The 19,123-nt window shown below is 45.6% G+C and carries 11 protein-coding genes and 1 pseudogene; 11 read left to right on the forward strand and 1 reads right to left on the reverse strand.

The window, feature by feature from the left end:
- Positions 1-256: 256 nt before the first annotated feature.
- The 3 genes from ACLTD4_RS23715 to ACLTD4_RS23725 all read left to right on the forward strand — a co-directional run bounded on the left by ACLTD4_RS23715 (position 257) and on the right by ACLTD4_RS23725 (position 5,359).
- Complete coding sequence (locus tag ACLTD4_RS23715) at positions 257-1,525, forward strand: diaminopimelate decarboxylase (protein WP_117634047.1); 1,269 nt, start codon at positions 257-259, stop codon at positions 1,523-1,525.
- A gap of 444 nt (positions 1,526-1,969) precedes the next feature.
- Entirely contained in the window at positions 1,970-2,680 is a 711-nt protein-coding gene (locus ACLTD4_RS23720) for a Bax inhibitor-1/YccA family protein (RefSeq protein ID WP_117634040.1), read from the forward strand.
- Positions 2,681-2,890: 210 nt separating this feature from the next.
- Positions 2,891-5,359 carry a diguanylate cyclase gene (locus ACLTD4_RS23725; protein WP_117634039.1) on the forward strand — a complete coding sequence of 823 codons (2,469 nt, stop codon included), beginning with the start codon at positions 2,891-2,893 and terminating at the stop codon, positions 5,357-5,359.
- Positions 5,360-5,456: 97 nt separating this feature from the next.
- Here the strand turns inward: ACLTD4_RS23725 and ACLTD4_RS23730 are convergent, their stop codons facing one another.
- Positions 5,457-6,617, reverse strand: a complete 1,161-nt coding sequence (locus tag ACLTD4_RS23730) for a M20 family metallopeptidase (RefSeq protein WP_117634038.1) — start codon at positions 6,615-6,617, stop codon at positions 5,457-5,459.
- A 99-nt stretch (positions 6,618-6,716) separates the two neighbouring features.
- On the opposite strand from ACLTD4_RS23730, the pseudogene ACLTD4_RS23735 reads away from it, so the two are divergent.
- From ACLTD4_RS23735 to ACLTD4_RS23770, 8 genes and pseudogenes are all read left to right on the forward strand, one after another.
- A pseudogene (locus ACLTD4_RS23735) lies at positions 6,717-6,902 on the forward strand (peptidase S8); the annotation flags it as partial.
- A 272-nt stretch (positions 6,903-7,174) separates the two neighbouring features.
- Positions 7,175-7,963: a ParA family protein gene (locus ACLTD4_RS23740; protein ID WP_148510449.1), complete on the forward strand. Its 789-nt coding sequence runs from the start codon at positions 7,175-7,177 to the stop codon at positions 7,961-7,963.
- On the forward strand, positions 7,953-9,044 hold the full coding sequence (locus ACLTD4_RS23745) for a ParB N-terminal domain-containing protein (RefSeq protein WP_148510448.1): 1,092 nt from the start codon (positions 7,953-7,955) through the stop codon (positions 9,042-9,044). Before ACLTD4_RS23740 ends, ACLTD4_RS23745 begins: the two co-directional genes overlap by 11 nt.
- Before the next feature lie 797 nt (positions 9,045-9,841).
- Positions 9,842-10,168, forward strand: a complete 327-nt coding sequence (locus tag ACLTD4_RS23750) for a TnpV protein (protein WP_412304354.1) — start codon at positions 9,842-9,844, stop codon at positions 10,166-10,168.
- 119 nt (positions 10,169-10,287) lie between these two features.
- A complete protein-coding gene (locus tag ACLTD4_RS23755; protein WP_080552236.1) occupies positions 10,288-11,367 on the forward strand; it encodes a hypothetical protein in 1,080 nt (359 codons plus the stop codon).
- Between the two features lie 610 nt (positions 11,368-11,977).
- Positions 11,978-13,450 carry an IS1182 family transposase gene (locus ACLTD4_RS23760; protein WP_412331605.1) on the forward strand — a complete coding sequence of 491 codons (1,473 nt, stop codon included), beginning with the start codon at positions 11,978-11,980 and terminating at the stop codon, positions 13,448-13,450.
- Between the two features lie 176 nt (positions 13,451-13,626).
- Positions 13,627-15,498 (forward strand): group II intron reverse transcriptase/maturase, encoded by a 1,872-nt coding sequence (gene ltrA, locus ACLTD4_RS23765; protein WP_117502192.1) that lies wholly within the window; start codon positions 13,627-13,629, stop codon positions 15,496-15,498.
- 269 nt (positions 15,499-15,767) lie between these two features.
- Positions 15,768-19,123, forward strand: a 3,356-nt coding sequence (locus ACLTD4_RS23770) for a helicase-related protein (RefSeq protein WP_412331606.1), incomplete at its 3' end; no start/stop codon positions are given.

Consider the following 19,123-nt stretch of genomic DNA (forward strand, 5'->3'; position numbering starts at 1 on the left):
CTCTCCCTTTTCCGGCCAGACTGTGAAAAAGTCCGCTGAGTACTGGCTCCACAAGGGGGGGAAGATATAATTGGCCATCCGCTATTTAGATTATTTACTAAAAAAAGTATAGACAAAAAGGTCTGTCCCCAGTACAATGGTTCGTAACGGAATCTGTACACGATCAGACCTTTTTATTATGAGAGAAGGAATTGCGGAAGAATCTGGGGAAATGCCTGGCGTATGGAAAGTTTTTATCAAAGGAGGAGACAAGGCTTTGGAGAAAAGACCATTTGTGACGAAAGAAAAACTGGAAGAGATTGCAGAACTGTATCCAACTCCATTTCATATTTACGATGAAAAGGGAATCAGGGAGAATGCGAAGAAGCTGAAGGAGGCGTTTGCATGGAACCCCGGCTATAAAGAGTACTTTGCGGTGAAGGCGACCCCGAATCCGTTTATTTTAAATATTCTGAAGGAATTCGGATGCGGGACAGACTGTTCCTCCGAGACGGAGCTGATGATGGCGGATGCCCTGGGATTTTCCGGCGACGATATCATGTTTTCTTCCAACGACACACCTGCGGAAGAGTTTCAGTTCGCCCATAGGATCGGCGCGATTATTAATCTCGATGATATCACCCATATTGAGTATCTGGAAAAGGCCATCGGGGAGATCCCGGAGACCATCAGCTGCCGCTATAATCCGGGCGGGGTGTTCAAGATCAGCAACGACATCATGGACAATCCCGGCGATTCCAAGTATGGCATGACGACGGAGCAGATGTTTGAGGCGTATAAGCTCTTAAAGGAAAAGGGCGCGAAGCATTTTGGAATCCATGCATTTTTAGCCAGCAATACGGTGACGAACGAGTATTATCCGCTGCTGGCCAAGATCTTATTTGAGTTGGCGGTGAAGCTCAAAGAGGAGACCGGAGCCCATGTTAAGTTTATCAACCTGTCGGGCGGAATCGGGATTCCGTACCGTCCGGACCAGGAGCCGAACGATATCATGGCCATCGGCGAGGGCGTAAGAAAGGCTTACGAGGAGATTCTGGTGCCTGCGGGCATGGACGATGTGGCGATCTACACGGAGCTGGGCCGCTACATGCTGGGGCCCTACGGCGCGCTGGTGACGAGAGCTATCCATGAGAAACACACGCACAAGGAGTACGTGGGCGTGGACGCCTGCGCGGTGAACCTGATGCGTCCGGCCATGTACGGAGCGTATCACCATGTGACCGTTATGGGGCGCGAAAATGACCCGTGCGACCATAAGTACGATGTGGTCGGTTCCCTCTGCGAGAATAATGACAAGTTTGCCATCGACCGGATGCTGCCGGAGATTCACAAAGGGGATCTGCTCTACATTCACGACACGGGAGCCCACGGGTTCGCCATGGGATATAATTACAACGGGAAACTGAAATCAGCCGAGCTTCTTCTTCGGGAAGACGGTTCTGTGGAAATGATCCGGAGGGCGGAGACGCCAAAGGATTACTTCGCAACCTTTGATTTCTGTGATATCTTAAAGGAGCTTATATAGGATTTTTGCCTGAGGGCAGTGTGAATGAGGCGTTTTGGTCATAGAAAAGAAAAATCCCTGTGTCTTTCGACACAGGGTTGATTTTTCTTTAGGATTTTCGGATTTTCAAAAAGGGTGAAAGGATAATTTGTTACTTTGTGCATTTCTTATGTACTTAGTATAGCATACTGCCCTTGGAAATGTTTGTATATTGTTTGAATAGATTATGAAGATTTTCTTAATTCATCATCTGTTTCCATAAAACGGGGATGCCAGTGAGGGCGGCGCTTCCCATTTTGCTGAAAATGAAAAGTTAAAAAAGATAACGGTTTTTTTACATTTGGTGACAGGGAAGCGACAATTGGTGACATATTTGCTTTTGGGGCCTTACTTTGTGAAATAATTCATAGACTTTTCCTATGAAATATAGTAAAATGTAAAAAAAAGAAAGAGGGGATTATACATATGGATTATAATTCAACAAATCAGCCTTACGTTTATTCCGACAGCACCAGCGCAGAACCGCTGGGCAAATACACTGCAAAAACTTTCGGCTGGATGTTTGCCGGACTTCTTATCACATTCCTGGTAGCCATGTTTGGTTATACGACCGGAACGATTATCTACGTATTTGCGATTCCTTATGCCTATCTGGTTTTAGGTGTGGCGGAGATCGCAGTGGTTATCTTCTTATCCGCGCGGATCAGTAAGATGTCTGTCGGCACGGCGAGAGCGCTGTTCTTTACCTATGCGATTTTAAATGGTATCGTCTTTTCAGCATACTTCCTGATGTATGACATGGTTGACCTGATTCTGGTCTTTGGCGCCACTTCCATCTTCTTTGGCGTTATGGCCGTGATCGGATACGTAACCAATGCGGATTTCAGCCGTATCCGCAACTTCTTAATGGGCGGACTGATCTTCCTGGTTGTATTCTGGGTATTATCCATGTTTATAAACCTGGGACAGTTTGAACTGATCATATGTTACATCGGTATCTTCATTTTCCTTGGATTTACCGCGTATGACACACAGAAGATCAGAGCTTACCACCAGTATTACGCACAGGATCAGGATATGGCGGCGAAGGCATCCATCTTTTCCGCACTTCAGTTATACCTGGATTTTGTGAACCTGTTCCTCTATATCATCAGAATTGTGGGCAGACGTAAATAAGAGTTGTCAGAATGAGGCGGTCCGGTGCGGGCCGCCTTTTTGAGTGCTGCATACCTGACGCTGTTTCCAGCCATAGGAAATCATATTTCCACAGAAACGACGAATTTTCGACATAGGTGGAGGGAATCTGCCGGAAGTGTTTGACGATCTGAAGATTCTGGATTATGATTGGGTATAAGGATTAAAGATTTACTTGCAGGAGGTAAAAACATGAGTGACAGAAAACGGCGATATAAGATGATGATCCCATTTGTGGTACTATTCTGTCTGCTTTTGTTTTCGTTTACAGCTGGAGCGGCGGAGAGCGGTACCCGGGTGGTCCGGGTGGGATATCCGATCCAGCCGGGCTTTACAGAGATCGATGAAAATGGAAATTACAGCGGATATACGTATGACTACTTACAGGAGATCGCACGGTATACCAATTGGGAATACGAATTCTTTACCATGGAAGGGACGTTGGATGAGCAGCTGTCGGGGATGCTCACCATGCTGATTAATGGCGACCTTGATTTGATGGGAGCCATGAATTACTCAGATCGGCTTGCAGCGATCCTGGATTTCCCTGAATACAGCTACGGAACCGCGCATAAGACGCTCTCCGTATTGAAGGATAATCTGGAGTATACGGAGTTTGACTACGAATCGTTTGATAATATCCGTGTTTCGGTGGTCAGCTTTGACGGTAAGGAAGACGAGAAATTAAATTCGTTTGCGAAGATGAACGGATTTCATGTGAATCAGGTTCTGTGCAGTAAGGGAGAAGAATCGTTGGAAAAGCTGGAATCCGGAAACGTGGATGCGGTGCTGGGGATGGATGTCGCCCTGAGGGACAGTGAACTGCGCGTAATTTCCCGGTTCGATTCCCGGCCCTTTTATTTTGGAGTGACGAAAGGGAATCAGGAGGTGGCGGGAGCGCTCAATAAGGCGATGGAGATCATCACCACTACCAATCCTTACTTGTCCGCGGAACTGAACAAGAAGTATTTTACCGGAGACGAAGGGCTGGTGCTTTCGAATTTGGAACTGGAATACATCGGGCAGAAGAAGACCATCAGGGCCGGAGTCATGCTGGGGCGGGCGCCGCTGCAGTATCAGGCAAAGAACGGAGAGATCAGGGGAATTTCCATTGCGGTTCTTAAGTATATAGAGGAACAGACGGGCTTGACGTTTGAGATCATCCCCTTTTATAACTGGGAAGAGTATTCCAGAGCGGTGGAAGAAGGCACCGTCGACATGGCAGTTGGGATCGTGGATGACTATGAAGGGACCGGATCTGACAGCTGTGCGCTGACAGTTCCCTATCTGTCTGTCCCTCTGCAGCTGATTATGAATGATAAAGTAGAGAAGCTTGCCGACATGTCGGGAAAAAGGCTTGCGCTGCAGAAATCATTGCTGAAGGAGCAGAATACGGCGGGAGAAGTGCTCTATTATGACAATATAGAAGGCTGCATGGAGGCGGTTCACAAGGGGGAGGCGGACTACTGCTACGGCAACAGCTACGCGGTCCAGTATTATATGGCCGGCCATAATTATAAAAATCTGCTCACATTTGCACAATCGGAAAACTCGTCTCAGAAATACTGTTTTGGAATCAGACGGCCGGTGGATATTATGTTGCTCTCTATTATGAACAAGGTGATCCGGGTACTTCCGGAAGAGAGGATCAACCGTTTTCTCTACGAGAACGTGTACGACTCCGGTGATCTGACCTTTTCCGAATATGTGATGCGGAATCCGGAACAGAGCGTACTCTATCTGGCCCTTTTTCTGCTGGTCGTGGTCACTGCTGTGTTTATTACCGTAGAGATTGCAAGAAGGCGGAATATGGCCAGGAAAGCGCTGGAGAACCAGCGGTATGAACAGCTCAGTGAGCTGTCCAACGAGTTCCTGTACGAGTATAATATCAGGGAAGGCACCTTAAATCTGACGGAACAGACAGCCGGATTTCTGGGGTGCGAAAGGAAGATACAAAACCCGGAGACCATGGAACAGAAGTATCCGGTATTTGGCTATATGATTTCGCAGAAAGAGAATAATACGGAACACGAATGTCTGCTTCCAGGAGGAAATGTGCGGTGGCTGAAGGTCATCTCCAAGATGGTTCTGGATACTACGGGCAGACCGTGGTATGCGGTTGGGAAGCTGATTGATATTCAGATGGAACGCGAGATTAAAACCCAGCTGGAAGCAAAAGCCCAGCGGGACAGCCTGACCGGGGTGTACAATTCGGCTACCAGCCATCAGCTGATAAGGCAGGTGCTGGCGGAGGAAGACCGGAACGGTACGGGAGCCATGATTATCATGGATATCGATTATTTCAAGCAGATCAATGACTACCTGGGCCATTATACGGGCGATCAGGTGCTGGAAGAGACGGCTGAGATTCTGCAGGCGTGTTTCCGCACGGATGATATAGCCGGCAGACTGGGCGGTGATGAGTTTGTGGTCTTCATGAAGGCGGTGAGCGATCCGGAGATTGTGAAGCAGCGCTGCTTTGAGGTGCTGGACCGTGTGAAGGCTGTGACAATGGAGAAACACGGAAAAGAAGTGACGCTGAGCATCGGCGCGGCCATGGCGGGCGGAGAGACGGATTACGATGTGCTCTACCGGAAGGCGGACCAGGCGCTGTATCAGATCAAGAAGCATGGCAGGAGTGGGGGTTTAGTTATGGAATAAGAAATACGCCCGCCGGGATACCATAGAGAATGGGATCCCGGACGGGCGTATTTTTATGCAGCCGTTTTTTGTGCAGTCCCTTTTCTCCGGCAGAAAATCAGAACAGCAAATCTTTTGCCAGCTGAGTCAGCACCTCTTCACAGCGCAGAATATCCTCACAGGGCACGTATTCGTCCGGTTTGTGGGCCAGCTCCAGGTCCCCGGGGCCGTAGGACATGCAGTTGTGGCTGCCCAGTGTCCCGGCGATGACGGCGGTGTCCGTATAACCGGGGAAAAAGCTTACGGCCGCCGGCTCTCCGGTGACCTTTTGGCAGGCTTCCCCCAGTGCCTTTAAGAGCGGCGACTGTTCGTCTTTTTCCACATAGGGGCGGTTACCGGTGATCTGATACGATGCGGTGATGCCGGGAATCTCCTGTATGGCGGCCGCGATGGCGTTCTCCACGATCGTCACGGCGCTTGTCGTGTCCGTCGGCGGTACGAGGCGCATGTCGATCCAGACACGGCAGGAATCGGGTACCACGTAGGGACGGTAGCCCCCTTCAATCTGTCCGAAGGTCACGGTGGAAGCGCCCAGATCCGGATGGACCGGGCAGGAGGCGATCCGGCGGCGTATAAAAGAGATGATCTCCGCCATGGCCGCGATGGCATCCGCGCCCTTCCATGGCGTGCTGGCGTGAGCCGTGATGCCCTTCACTGTAATCTCAAACCAGGTGCGGCCCTTGTGGGCAACCTCGATCCGGCCGTTCGTGGGCTCGGTATCCAGAACCCAGCAGTCCTTCGTGACCCAGCCATCTGCGATGGCGGCCTCGGCCCCGCGCATGAAGTCTTCCTCATCCACCGTCCCGATGAAGACGAGAGTACGCTTCGGTTTTTGGCCGTCCCGGGCTTTGAGAGCCATGGAAGTAAAGGCGGACAGGGCGCAGGCGAGTCCGGATTTCATGTCGCAGGCTCCCCGGCCGTAGATGCGGCCTTTGATCACTTCAGCGCCAAAGGGGGATACGGTCCATCCCTCCCCGGTGGTGACGGTGTCCATGTGGCAGATATAGACGAGCGCGGGAGCCTGCTGCTCCCCCTCCAGCCTCGCCATGACGTTAAAACGGCCCGGGAGGACCTCTTTTTTGATGACGGGAACGTCCAGGCCTTTCAGATATTGGAAAATGAATTCTCCGATTTCTCCTTCATAGGCGCCGGGATCGGTGCTGTTGATGCGAACCAGGTTCATGGTCAGCTCCATGGCGTCTGAATTGTGGTTATCCATAATACGATTCTCCTTTTTTTCAGTTATTTCCATTATAGGGGTGAAACATGGGAATGTAAATGGAATATGCTAATAAAAAAGGAATCAGGTAAGTGGACTGTGAACCATGCGAGAGAAGTAATCCGATGTGAAGCGGCCTACCGTATGGGCCTGACGGGCCGCGGTATCGGTGTGGCCGTGCTGGATACGGGAATTTATCTTCATGAAGATTTTGAACATAGAGTAGCTGCGTTTACGGATATGGTGCACCGGAGACGGGAGCCATATGATGACAACGGTCATGGTGCCTGTGTGATAATAGTACCAAGATAGTAAAACCTGCATAAACAGAGGGTTTCGCTACTTGGTACTATTTTTATATCCCTATTTATCAAAACATATCTTTACCCCAAAATACTCTGCCCAAGAAAGGAGACACCGTATCTGAATGTGGTTGATGAACTGTTTCGGGCTGAATGGGTGAAGAGGAATTAGGAGTCAAAATACCAATGAGAGGAGGATCGCGTTCGTTTTTCCTTTTTATCCAAACTTTGAAGTAAAAGAAAGGAATTGCCACTGTGGGAAAGGTAATCGGTATCGTAAATAAAAAAGGCGGAGTGGGCAAAACCACTACCGCAACCACCCTTTCGTATTTGCTTACGAAAAAGGGATACAAAGTTGCATTAATTGATTTTGACGGCCAGAGGCACAGCACACTCCTTTCCGGAGTGCTGTGTCCAGAGCAGTTACCATTTACTATCTATGATCTTCTAAAAAAACTGGTGATGGACGAGCCATTGCCGGAGGCAGGCGAGTATGTCATTCAGACAGAAAACGGTGTTCACCTGATACCTGCCAATGAGAAACTCGATAACTTTGAAAAGCTGATGAGTGATGCTACGTTTTGTGAATATAAGTTAAAAGAATTTGTGGATACCATTCGTGACAACTATGACTATATTATTATCGACTGTATGCCTAAGATGGGGACCCCGATGATTAATGTTATGATCTGCGCGGACAGCCTTATTATTCCATTGCAATCCGAGACGCTTGCGGCGGAGGGGATGAGCGCGTTCCTGCGGGCTTATCATAAGATACAGAGTCGGTGCAACAAAGATTTAAAAATAGATGGAATCCTTTTTACAATGGATAATCAAAGAACCAGAGTGTCCAAACGGGTGAAAAGTCAGGTGGAGTATTCTCTGGGAGAAAAAGTACATATTTTTGCCAATACAATTCCGCGCTCTGTCCGGGTTGCGGATTCAGTAGATGCGGGAATGACGATCTGTGAACTGGAACCAGACAATCCAGCCGCCATGGCATATGAGCGGTTTGCACAGGAGGTGATTAAAGGTGGCAACTAGAATTCCGAAAATACCTACAAAGAGTTCACTTTTGTCTGTGAGTCTGGAACGTACCGATGATGTCTTGGATTTTCCGTTAAAGGCGGCGGTGGAGAATGAGGCGGTGGGAGTAGAAACAACGGAAAAATACCAATCTTCTCAAGCTGTCACAGAACTGCCAGAAATGGAGTTTGATCAGATGAAACCATTTTCCGATCACCGATTTAAACTGTACTCGGGAAAACGTTTGGAAGACATGGTAGACAGCATAAAAGCCTATGGGATTTTACAACCGCTGATTCTGTGGCATAGAGGAGAAGAATATATTCTTCTTAGCGGTTACAATAGACGGAATGCAGGTATACTGGCCGGTTTGATGAAATGCCCCGTCGTGATAAAAGAAAATCTATCTCATGATGAAGCCGTTCTGATTATGGCAGAGACAAATTTAAGACAGCGATCTTTCTCTGATTTAAGCGAATCAGAGCGTGCATTCTGCTTAAAACAGCATTATGACGCTTTGAAGAGTCAGGGAAAACGCACGGATCTGTTAAATGAAATCGATGCTATATTGAACGCCGATGACCATGCCGATGATTCTACTTTGTCAGAAACTGTGACGAAGTTACGATCAGACGAAAAATTGGGAGCGAAGTATGGGTTAAACCGGGATAAGGTTGCCAAATATGTCCGGATCGCCGGATTGATTCCACCCTTATTAGAGCGTTTTGACCGGGGAGAGATTACATTTCTGGCTGCCTATGATCTTTCTTTTATTCAAAATACAGAGTATCAGGAAATTCTGGAGGAATATTTACAAGGCGGATATTGTCTGGATGCGAAAAAGGCAGCTCTTTTCCATTCCTGCGCAAAGGAAGGTAATCTCACTGAGAAAATAGTAGCGGAGATCCTGTCAGGCCGGAAAAGAGAAATAGTGGAATCAGAAAAGCCTAAAACTTTTCGACTAAAACCAACTGTCATTTCCCGCTATTTTACACCCGTTCAAAGTAAGAAGGAGATTGAAGAGACCATTGAAAAGGCTTTGGAATTATATTTTTCCAAAGACGAGATGAAGGAGCAGACCGTTGTCAAGAGCAACTGATTTATGTGAACTTTATCAAAACGCTGTCAAAATGCTGACCCAGAACCCGCAGGAATGGATCGGACTTCTGGCAAGCGCAGCTAAATTTTATAAGCTGTCTTTCGATAAAAATGTGCTGGTGTATATGCAGAGACCGGAGGCCGGGCTGATTGCCACAATGAGGGACTGGAATATCAGAACCGGCCGCTATGTCAATAAACACTCAAAAGCGATTGCCGTGCTGGATATGAGCGATCCGAAAGCAAGATTAACGTATTATTTCGATTTTGCCGATACGCATGGAGACTTGGAGAGCCTTCAGAAGACGATGGAACTGATCTGGAAAGTAGAAAATCAGTATAAATCTGATCTGCTGATGCGTTTTCAAGAGAAATATGGAACTGCCGGAAAGAGTATTGAAGAAGCACTGGTTCAGATGGTTATGCAGCAAACAGAAAAAATATTGAACCTTTATATGGAAGGCTTTGCGGTGCGGGAACCGGAATCAATCTTATATGGAGCGCCACTGGAGGCTGTGAAAGATGAATTTGCCACATACGTTCAAAACAGCGCTGTCTATATCGTATTAAAGAAATGTGGTCTTTCCACGGATATCATAAGTGAAGATGCTTTTAACCATATCAGCCATTATGGAAGCCTGGAATTATTTATGCAGCTGGGTGCCTGTTCGACAGCAGCTGCGCGAACGGTTTTGAGGCAGATTTATCAGGAAATAGAGAATATCAAGGAAGAAAGGAGCCGCTTATATGAGCAGAGAAGCCTTAATGCCTCTGGAATACACCGAGAGGGAAGATGGAATGCTGTATCCGAACCTGAACATTTCAAAGGAGAAACAGTACGACCAGATACCGACCGGAAAATACGGGAAAATCTGGAAGGAGTTCATGATGGAATGCCATCCGGAACGGATGACCGAGTTAATCCTGAGGGGAGAAATCAACCGGATGATAACGAAAGTAGACGAGGAAGCGGAGGAGCGGAAAGAACAGCTGATACAGAAATTATTGGAGAATCAGCCGATGCCGGTGAATGGAACCATGATGAACCGGGCGGCACACATGAATCTTTTAATGATGACAGCGGAAGAAGTGATTATTCGGGAAGTAGTCTGCCAGATGAGATAAACAGAATAGAAGACAGAGAAACAGCACGGTCTGATGGAGAGAAAGGTTCATCGGGGCGTGCTTTTTTTGTACCACGAAGATACAACGATGGAGAGAACCGGCAGTATTATAGGGAGATTTTGACGGATACGATTTTGTATCCAGTAGCAGATCTTGCAGAGCGAAGTGTAAGAGATAGAAGAGATTTTGAGAAAGATAGCGATTCCCAGATTAGCCTTTTCAAATTCGGATTAGTTGATGAGAATACCGATGACGTGGGCGGTATTCTGGGGGAACTTCCTGAAGAAACGAGAATAGTGATTCCAGATAAAACCGCGATAGAAATACCAGTCATCAAAGAACCACCAGCATCTAAGGGAAAAGATGAAAAATCAAGTAGAGAAGAATCAGTTACAGAAAAACAAGTCACTGAGGAACAGACTACAGAAGAATCAAATAAAGATAAATCGACAATAGAAAAAACAGACGAAGAAGAATCAACCAAAGAAGAATCGACCAAAGAGGAATCAACCAAAGAAGAATCAGTCACAGAAGAACCGCCTGCAGTCAGATATAACTACGTCTATTCCGAAAATCACCATTTATACGATGGCGGTCCGAAAGAAAAATGCCGAAACAATATCGAGGCGATTCGCCTGTTAAAAACACTAAAACAGGAAGGCCGCCATGCAACGCCGGAAGAGCAGCTTACCCTTGCTAAATACGTAGGCTGGGGAGGGCTTGCCAACGCACTGACACCAGAAAAACGCGGCTGGGAAAAGGAATACGATACCCTGCAGAACCTTCTCGATGAGGACGAAATGCGGAGTGCTGCAGAATCTTCTCTGACAGCTTATTATACCGAACAGCAGATTATTAAACATATTTATGCAGCTTTAGAACGGTTTGGATTCCAAAAAGGAAATATTTTAGATCCCGCTATGGGAACCGGAAATTTCTACTCGGTTCTTCCAGACAGCATGAAAAAATCGGCTCTTTATGGGGTAGAGATTGACCGGCTGTCGGGAAGCATTGCAAAGGAATTATATCCCAACGCCTATATCGAGATAAAGGGATATGAGGATATAGAATTTTCTAATAACTTCTTTGATGTGGCGGTGGGGAATATTCCATTTAACTCTATTAAGATCAGTGACCGCCGGTATGACCGATATGGATTCCGAATCCATGACTATTTTATCGGTGCGACTCGTTCCTAAGTGAAAAGCTTAGGTGTAAATTGGAAAGCGAGGTGAAACAGTATATTTGCAAACTAACAATTCGATTGGTGGAATGATGGGGTAACGCCCAGAAACGCCAACCTTGATACTCCGACTGGCTCTGCTCAAAAGGCAGATGTTCAGAAGCTCGGTGAAGTCGGCAGAGAGTTACCGTCTTACAGTTGTGAAAACAACTGTAACGAAAGCTATCCAGAGGTGGATGGTGTAGCCTATATGCCGGAGGTCTACAAAATATCTATGGTGAGAATGACTGTAAAAAGTCTGACGAATCCTCGAATGTAAGGGTCTATAAGTAGGCTGTATAGAAATGTGCAGTTATCCAGAGGGATAGTATGTGGGGTAAAGTAAAAATCGAAGATATGAAATACCCTATGCCGTTACAGGCGGGATCAAGCATACAGGTTCAGAGAGGACACCTACGGGTATATGTATAGATAGAATTGTTGGAACGAGGAAAGCAGAAAAGCTAACCAAAGGTTAGTTCAGACTGTAGACAACTAGCCTCCTAATAGGAGGCGGTTGTCTTTTTTCTTTCACTCAGGATTTCGATGTAGTATAATAGTACTATACGAAAGTGAGGTTTTTTCTTATGATGGGGAAAAAAGATTATTCAGAACGTTCTCAGGTACAGATTGCAAGCCTGGATGACCTCGTCCCTTCCGGTCATCTGGTTCGAAAGCTGGAGGAAGCCATTGATTTAAGCTTTATTTATGACGAGGTTAAAGATCTCTACAAACCTTATGGCAGGGAAAGCATTGATCCCGTTGTATTAATGAAAATCGTGATCCTCCAATACGTGTTTGGCATCCCTTCCATGCGCAAAACAATCAAAGAGATTGAAGTGAATCTTGCTTACCGCTGGTATCTGGGATACGGCCTGTATGAGGATATCCCTCATTTCTCTACCTTTGGGAAGAACTATACCAGACGCTTTAAGGATACGGATCTTTTTCAAAAGATATTCTCCCGGATTCTAATGGAGGTGGATGCCTGTGGTTTCCTGGATACGGAAAGTCTTTTTATTGATGGTACCCACATCAAAGCCAGTGCAAACCCTCATAAATATCAGAATGAAACCATGGAAAAAGAAGCCCGATGTTACGAAAAGGAGCTGCAGGAGGAAATAGAGAAGGACAGGCTGGAACACGGGAAAAAGCCATTGAAAGAAAAAGAGTCCACGCCAGAGACCATAAACAAAAAGGTCAGCACTACCGATCCCGACAGTGGCTGGTTCCACAAAGGGGAACACAAGCAGGTGTTTGCTTATGCAGCCAATACCTGCTGTGATAAAAATAATTATGTCATAGATTTTGAAGTGACAGCAGGGAATGTCCACGACAGCGTATCCTTTTGGGAACTGTACCGGAAAGTAAGCGAACGGGTAAAATATCCTAAATACTATGTAATGGATGCAGGCTATAAGATACCAGCAATCGCAAGAACGCTAATCGAGGAAGGAAAGGTTCCGGTTATGCCCTATAAACGTCCAATGACAAAGAAAGGGTATTTTCGAAAAAGCGATTATGTATATGATGAATACTTTGACTGTTATTTATGCCCGAATAATCAGATCCTAAAATACAGCACAACAAACCGTGATGGATACCGAGAATACAAAAGCGATGGAAAAAAGTGTAAGGATTGTCCGTACCAAAACCAATGTACAGGAAGCAAAGACCATGTAAAGGTGGTAAGCCGCCATGTATGGGAGGGGTACATGGAAAAGGTGGAGGAAATCCGTCATCAGACAGGGATGAAAGAAATCTATCAGAAACGGAAAGAAACCATCGAACGAGTCTTTGCAGACGGAAAAGAAAAACATGGAATGAGATATACACAGTACAGAGGATTGGCAAAAGTGACAATGGAGCTGACCCTTTTATTTGCATGTATGAATCTAAAGAAACTGGCAATCTGGAAATGGAGAAAGGGCGGGCTAAGGAAACCCTGTTCTTTTGTCTGTATATTCGAACCAATATATCTCTATATAAAATTCAAAATGGTTCCGGGTGCATCGCACCAGGAACCATTTTGTCTACAGTCTGAGCTAACCAAAGGTTAGTTAACGCAGGAAATCATAACTGCGTGAGTTTTCTGTGAGAGCGATGGCACGACCGTTGATGTTCCTGTAATGGGAACGGAGGAACAGCCATTAGCCGTCTATGATTTTCAAATAATAACAAAGTAAACATTCACAGCTTCGAGTATGACAAAGAAAATCAAATCCGAAAGGAGGAGATGCCTGTGACAACTACGAAGCAGAAAAAGAACTCAAAAATACGCCATTTGGAGTATTATGACTTGCAAAATACGCTTGACACATTGTACGCAGATAGCGGGCGTGGGAAGATTTTCAATAATCTCATGCCACTCATTGAGAGCGAAGAAAACATTCGCCTTGCTTATCGAAACATAAAACGCAATTCTGGAAGCAATACAAGCGGAATAGACAGGCTAACGATTAAGGATATTGAAAAGATTCCCGAAACAAAGTTTGTTGAAATTGTGAGAAAGAAACTCCAATGGTATAAACCCAAAGCAGTAAGAAGAGTTGAAATTCCAAAACCGAACGGAAAGTTAAGACCGCTCGGTATCCCTGCGATATGGGATAGGATAGTCCAACAATGTATTTTGCAAATCCTTGAACCTATCTGTGAAGCTAAATTCAGCGACAGAAGCAATGGGTTTCGACCGAACAGGTCAGCAGAGCACGCTATTGCACAAGCATATGCGTTTATGCAAAAATCCCATCTGCACTTTGTTGTGGACATTGATATTAAAGGATTCTTCGATAATGTCAACCACAGCAAGCTGATAAAGCAGATGTGGAACATAGGAATACAGGACAAAAAGTTGCTATGTGTGATTAAGGAGATGCTAAAAGCTCCGATTGTTTTGCCAAACGGCGACACAATTTACCCCCAGAAAGGAACGCCGCAAGGCGGAATCCTATCGCCTCTACTGTCCAACATTGTTCTTAATGAACTGGACTGGTGGATAATAAGCCAGTGGGAGAAACAACCTGCCCATAATGTTCGTGACCATATCACGAAAACAGGAGCAATCCACAGAGGGCGAGCTTATGACGCATTTCGTAAATCGGGATTAAAAGAGATGCACATGGTAAGATACGCTGACGATTTTAAGATATTTTGCGCTACCCGAAAAGATGCCGACAGAGCATATCATGCAACGAAGGCGTGGCTTCAGGAGCGATTGAAGCTGGAAATCAGCGAAGAAAAGTCTAAAATCGTCAATCTGAAAAAAGGCTATTCGGAATTTCTTGGGTTTAAGCTCACTCTTATGAAAAAAGGGGCGTCCTATGTTGTCAAATCGCATATATGCGACAAAGCAAAGCGCCGAGAAACGGACAAACTGAAAGGTCAAATCAAAAAGATAGCACATCCCAAAAACGATGAGGAACGAGCTACTCTTATCAACGAATACAATTCTATGATTATGGGTATGCATAACTATTTTCAGATTGCAACCTGTGTGAGTTCGGATTTCGCAGATATGGGGCGAGAAGTTGATGTTGTGAAACTAAGCCAATTAAAGCGAAAGGCACTTTCCGCAAAAGGAGATTACAAAGGATTTTCGTTCATTGAAAAGAAATACGGAAAAAGCAAACAAATCCGATTCTATAGTGGCAAACCTTTGATACCCGTTGCTTATGTTAAGCACAAAAATCCAATGTGGAAGAAAAAATCGGTAGGCAAATACACGTCAGAGGGCAGACGAGAAATTCATAAAAATCTTGGCATAGATACCAGAACAATGCTTCTCCTTATGAGAACAAAGGAAGTAGGTCGAAGTGTTGAGTATATGGATAACCGAATTTCTCTCTATGTGGCACAGTACGGAAAATGTGCAATTACAGGGAAAATACTGGAATTACACGAAATTCATTGTCACCACAAAAAGCCTGTCAGTCAAGGTGGAGACGACAGATACGAAAACTTGATTATTTTACACAAGGATATACACCGATTGCTACACGCAACAAAAGAAGAAACAATCAAGGCTTACCTCTCACAACTACAGCTCACCTACGAACAAAAGGCAAAGCTGAACAAGCTACGCCAACTGGCAAATATGCAAGCCATCTAATATTAAAATGAGTTTCTTTACTGCTCGAAAATTGTAAGTTTACTTTAGTTAATACCGAATCATAAACGGTGGAACGCCGTGTGCGGTGAAAGTCGCACGCACGGTGTGGAGCGGGGGAAAATCCGAAGATAACTTCAAAGGATTACCTATCGCTATCAAAGACACTGGATTTAGTCCGTCCTGGTGGAATCATTGCATTTATTACATCGAAGTTTACCCTGGACAAGAAAAATTCTTCGATCCGAAGCTACATCGCGCAGCGTGCAGAGTTGATTGGAGCGATCCGTCTGCCGAAAAATGCATTTTATCAAGTTGCAGGAACGACAGCGACGACGGATATTTTGTTTTTACAGAAACGGGAACAGGAGATTGTTCCGGATAAAAGGGAGATTAACTGGCTTTCTATCGAGGAAGATGAAAATGGTGTTCCTGTCAATTCTTATTTCATCGATCATCCGGAAATGATACTGGGAACAATGGCATTTGACGCGAGTATGTATGCGAATGAGGCTACTACAAGCTGCCTTCCTTTTGAAGATCAGCCTCTGGAAGAGCTGCTTAACAATGCAGTGGGGAAGCTGCAGGCAGTTTATCGGGAGCCCGATACAGAGCTTGCAGTGGATGGTGATTCGGAAGTGAAAGACTGGCTTCCGGCAAGACCTGAGGTGAAGAATGGCTGCTATGCCCTGATCGAAGACAAGCTGTACTATCGGGAAGATTCCAGAATGTATTTGCAGGCCATCGGTGGAATGAAGGAAGAACGGATAAAAGGGCTTCTGGAGATAAAGGACGCACTATGGAACTTAATTAATTTCCAATCCAGGACAGAAGAGGAACGGATTGATGACGGATACCCTGCGGACTTTGACATCGGTTTGAAACGATATTTAAATGAACTGAATCTGGTATATGACCGGTTTACTGCCAGATATGGGTATGTGAACTCATTTGCCAATATAACTGCTTTTGCAAAGGATAGTGACAGTCCACTGCTTCGTTCCATTGAGGACCCCAAAAAGGACGAAGACAGAAAAAAGATCAAAGGAGAGTATCAAAAGGCTATTGTATTCTATCAGGCAACAGTGAGACCGAAAATGGTTCCGAAACGGGCAGATAGTGCGGAAGAAGCGCTTCAGTTATCCATTAACATGAAAGGCCGTATTGATTTGGATTATATACAGTATCTATACCACACGCCTGATCATGAAAATTTCAGCAAGGATGAGATCATTGCAGAATTGGGGACGAGAATTTATCAGGATCCGGCTGCCTATGATGGGAAACCCTATAAAGGCTGGGTCATAGCGGAAGAGTATTTGAGCGGTTACGTAAAAGATAAGCTGAAGGAAGCTGTTTTCTACGCAAAAGAAGAACCGGAGCGATTTAACCGCAATGTGGAAGCACTGCAACAGGTTCAGCCGCAGCCGCTGACACCGGAGGATATCAGTTTTACATTAGGAGCCACCTGGATACCGACCGAGTACTATGAAGCATTTATGTATGAGAAATTTGAGACGCCTAAACATCTGCAGGGCGGCAGTTACGGCATCAGGATTGAATTTGCTCCCTATACCGGAGAGTATCATATCACCCGCAAAAGTGCGGAACCGAATTCCGTATGTGTCAATGCAACTTATGGAACCGCAAGGAAAAATGCCTATGAAATCCTGGAGATATCCTTAAATCTGAGGACCGTGGAGGTGAAAGACCGGGTAGAATATGTGGACTCTTACACCGGGGAAGATAAAGTGAAATACGTGTTAAACCGCGCAGAGACCCTTCTGGCAAGGGAAAAGCAGGCACAGATGAAGCAGGAATTTGAAAGCTGGCTGTTTGAGGAACCGGAACGGGGAGATGCGCTTACGAAGCTCTATAACGATCGGTTCAATAATATCCGGCCCAGAGAATTTAATGGGGATGGCTTAATGTTTCCTGATTTAAACAGCGCCATCCACTTGAGAAAAAATCAGAGAGACTTAATTGCCCGTGGGATTTATGGAAATACGAATGTTCTGGGAGCCCATGAAGTAGGAGCAGGCAAAACGTTCAGCGCGGTTGTGATTGCGCATGAACGAAAACGTCTGGGAGTCTGCCATAAGCCGCTGATTGCCGTACCCAATTACTTAGTCGGGCAGTGGGCCGCAGATTATATGAAACTCTATCCTCAGGATAACCTTTTGGTTGCTACGAAAAAGGATTTGGAGAGGAAGAACCGGAGACGCTTTGTCAGCCGGATTGCGACAGGAGATTACGATGCGATTATCATGGCTCACAGCAGCTTTGAATTAATCAATCTGTCGAAGGAAAAACAGCTTTCGGCGATTCAGGAAGAGTTGAATGAGATCAGCGATGCAATTGCAGACGAAAAAGGAAGGCTGGGAAAAAGCTGGACATTAAAACAGCTCTGTGCATTTCAGAAAAATCTGCAATTCCGCTATGACTATCTGTTTCATGAAGATAAAAAAGACAATACCATCAATTTTGAACAGTTGGGCGTGGATTGCCTGATTATTGATGAAGCTCATACTTATAAAAACAACTACAGCTTTACTAAAATGCGGAATGTTGCCGGTGTAGGAGGAAAGAGCAGCCAGCGGGCCATGGATATGTATATGAAAAGCCAGTATATCAATGAGATTACCGGAGAGAAGGGATTGATCTATTTAACAGGTACACCGGTTACGAATTCTATGAGCGAGTTGTATGTGATGCAGAAAGCGCTGCAGCCATCGGAATTAAGATCGAGAGGTATTTTTCTCTTTGATTCCTGGGCAAGCACGTTTGGTGTTGTGGAATCTTCCCTGGAACTTCGGCCGGAGGGAACCGGGTACCAGATGAAGAGCCGGTTTGCCCATTTTCACAACCTCCCGGAACTGATGTCCATGTTTACTCTGGTTGCCGATATCAAAACAACAGATATGCTTCCGGAGATACCGATTCCAAAGCTTAGGACCGGAGCATTTCAGGCAGTAAAGACCATGATTACACCGGAACAGAAAGAAAAAATGGCGGAACTCGTCATGCGGGCAGAGGATATCCGAAACGGGAGAGTAGACAGTACGGAAGACAACTTTTTGAAACTGACAAATGAGGCCCGGTTATTAGCTATTGATCCCAGGATCCTGGATTTTAGTATTCCTTACAACCCGGATACCAAACTGAACGTATGTGCCCAAAATGTAGCGTCTATTTACCATGAAACTGCAGAAAAAAAGTCTACACAGCTGATCTTCTGCGATAAGGGGACACCGAAACCGGATGGCAGCTACAGCTTTTATCAGGCGCTAAAAGAGGAGATGACGGCTGCGGGCGTAAAGGAAGAGGAGATTGCCTTTATTCATGATTATAATACGGATATACAGAGGGCGGAGCTGTTTGAAAAGGTGAAGACAGGGGAGATCCGGATTCTGATCGGAAGTACGGAAAAGATGGGGGCAGGCATGAATGTACAGGATAAATTGATTGCGCTGCATCATCTCGATGTGCCATGGAGGCCGGCTGATTTGACACAGAGAAATGGCCGTATTCTCAGGCAGGGAAATGAAAATGAGGAGATTTCCATTTTTAACTATATTACGGAGCAGACGTTTGACGCTTATCTGTGGCAGATTTTAGAGCAGAAGCA

It is taken from the genome of Hungatella sp., from assembly GCF_046966825.1.

Bases quoted from the DNA above. Each gene is read 5' to 3' on its own strand.
- ACLTD4_RS23760 (WP_412331605.1), top strand. From the start codon at position 11,978: ATGATGGGGAAAAAAGATTATTCAGAACGTTCTCAGGTACAGATTGCA.
- ACLTD4_RS23725 (WP_117634039.1), top strand. From the start codon at position 2,891: ATGAGTGACAGAAAACGGCGATATAAGATGATGATCCCATTTGTGGTA.
- ACLTD4_RS23730 (WP_117634038.1), bottom strand. From the start codon at position 6,617: ATGGATAACCACAATTCAGACGCCATGGAGCTGACCATGAACCTGGTT.
- ACLTD4_RS23750 (WP_412304354.1), top strand. From the start codon at position 9,842: ATGCTGTATCCGAACCTGAACATTTCAAAGGAGAAACAGTACGACCAG.
- ACLTD4_RS23720 (WP_117634040.1), top strand. From the start codon at position 1,970: ATGGATTATAATTCAACAAATCAGCCTTACGTTTATTCCGACAGCACC.
- ltrA (WP_117502192.1), top strand. From the start codon at position 13,627: ATGCCTGTGACAACTACGAAGCAGAAAAAGAACTCAAAAATACGCCAT.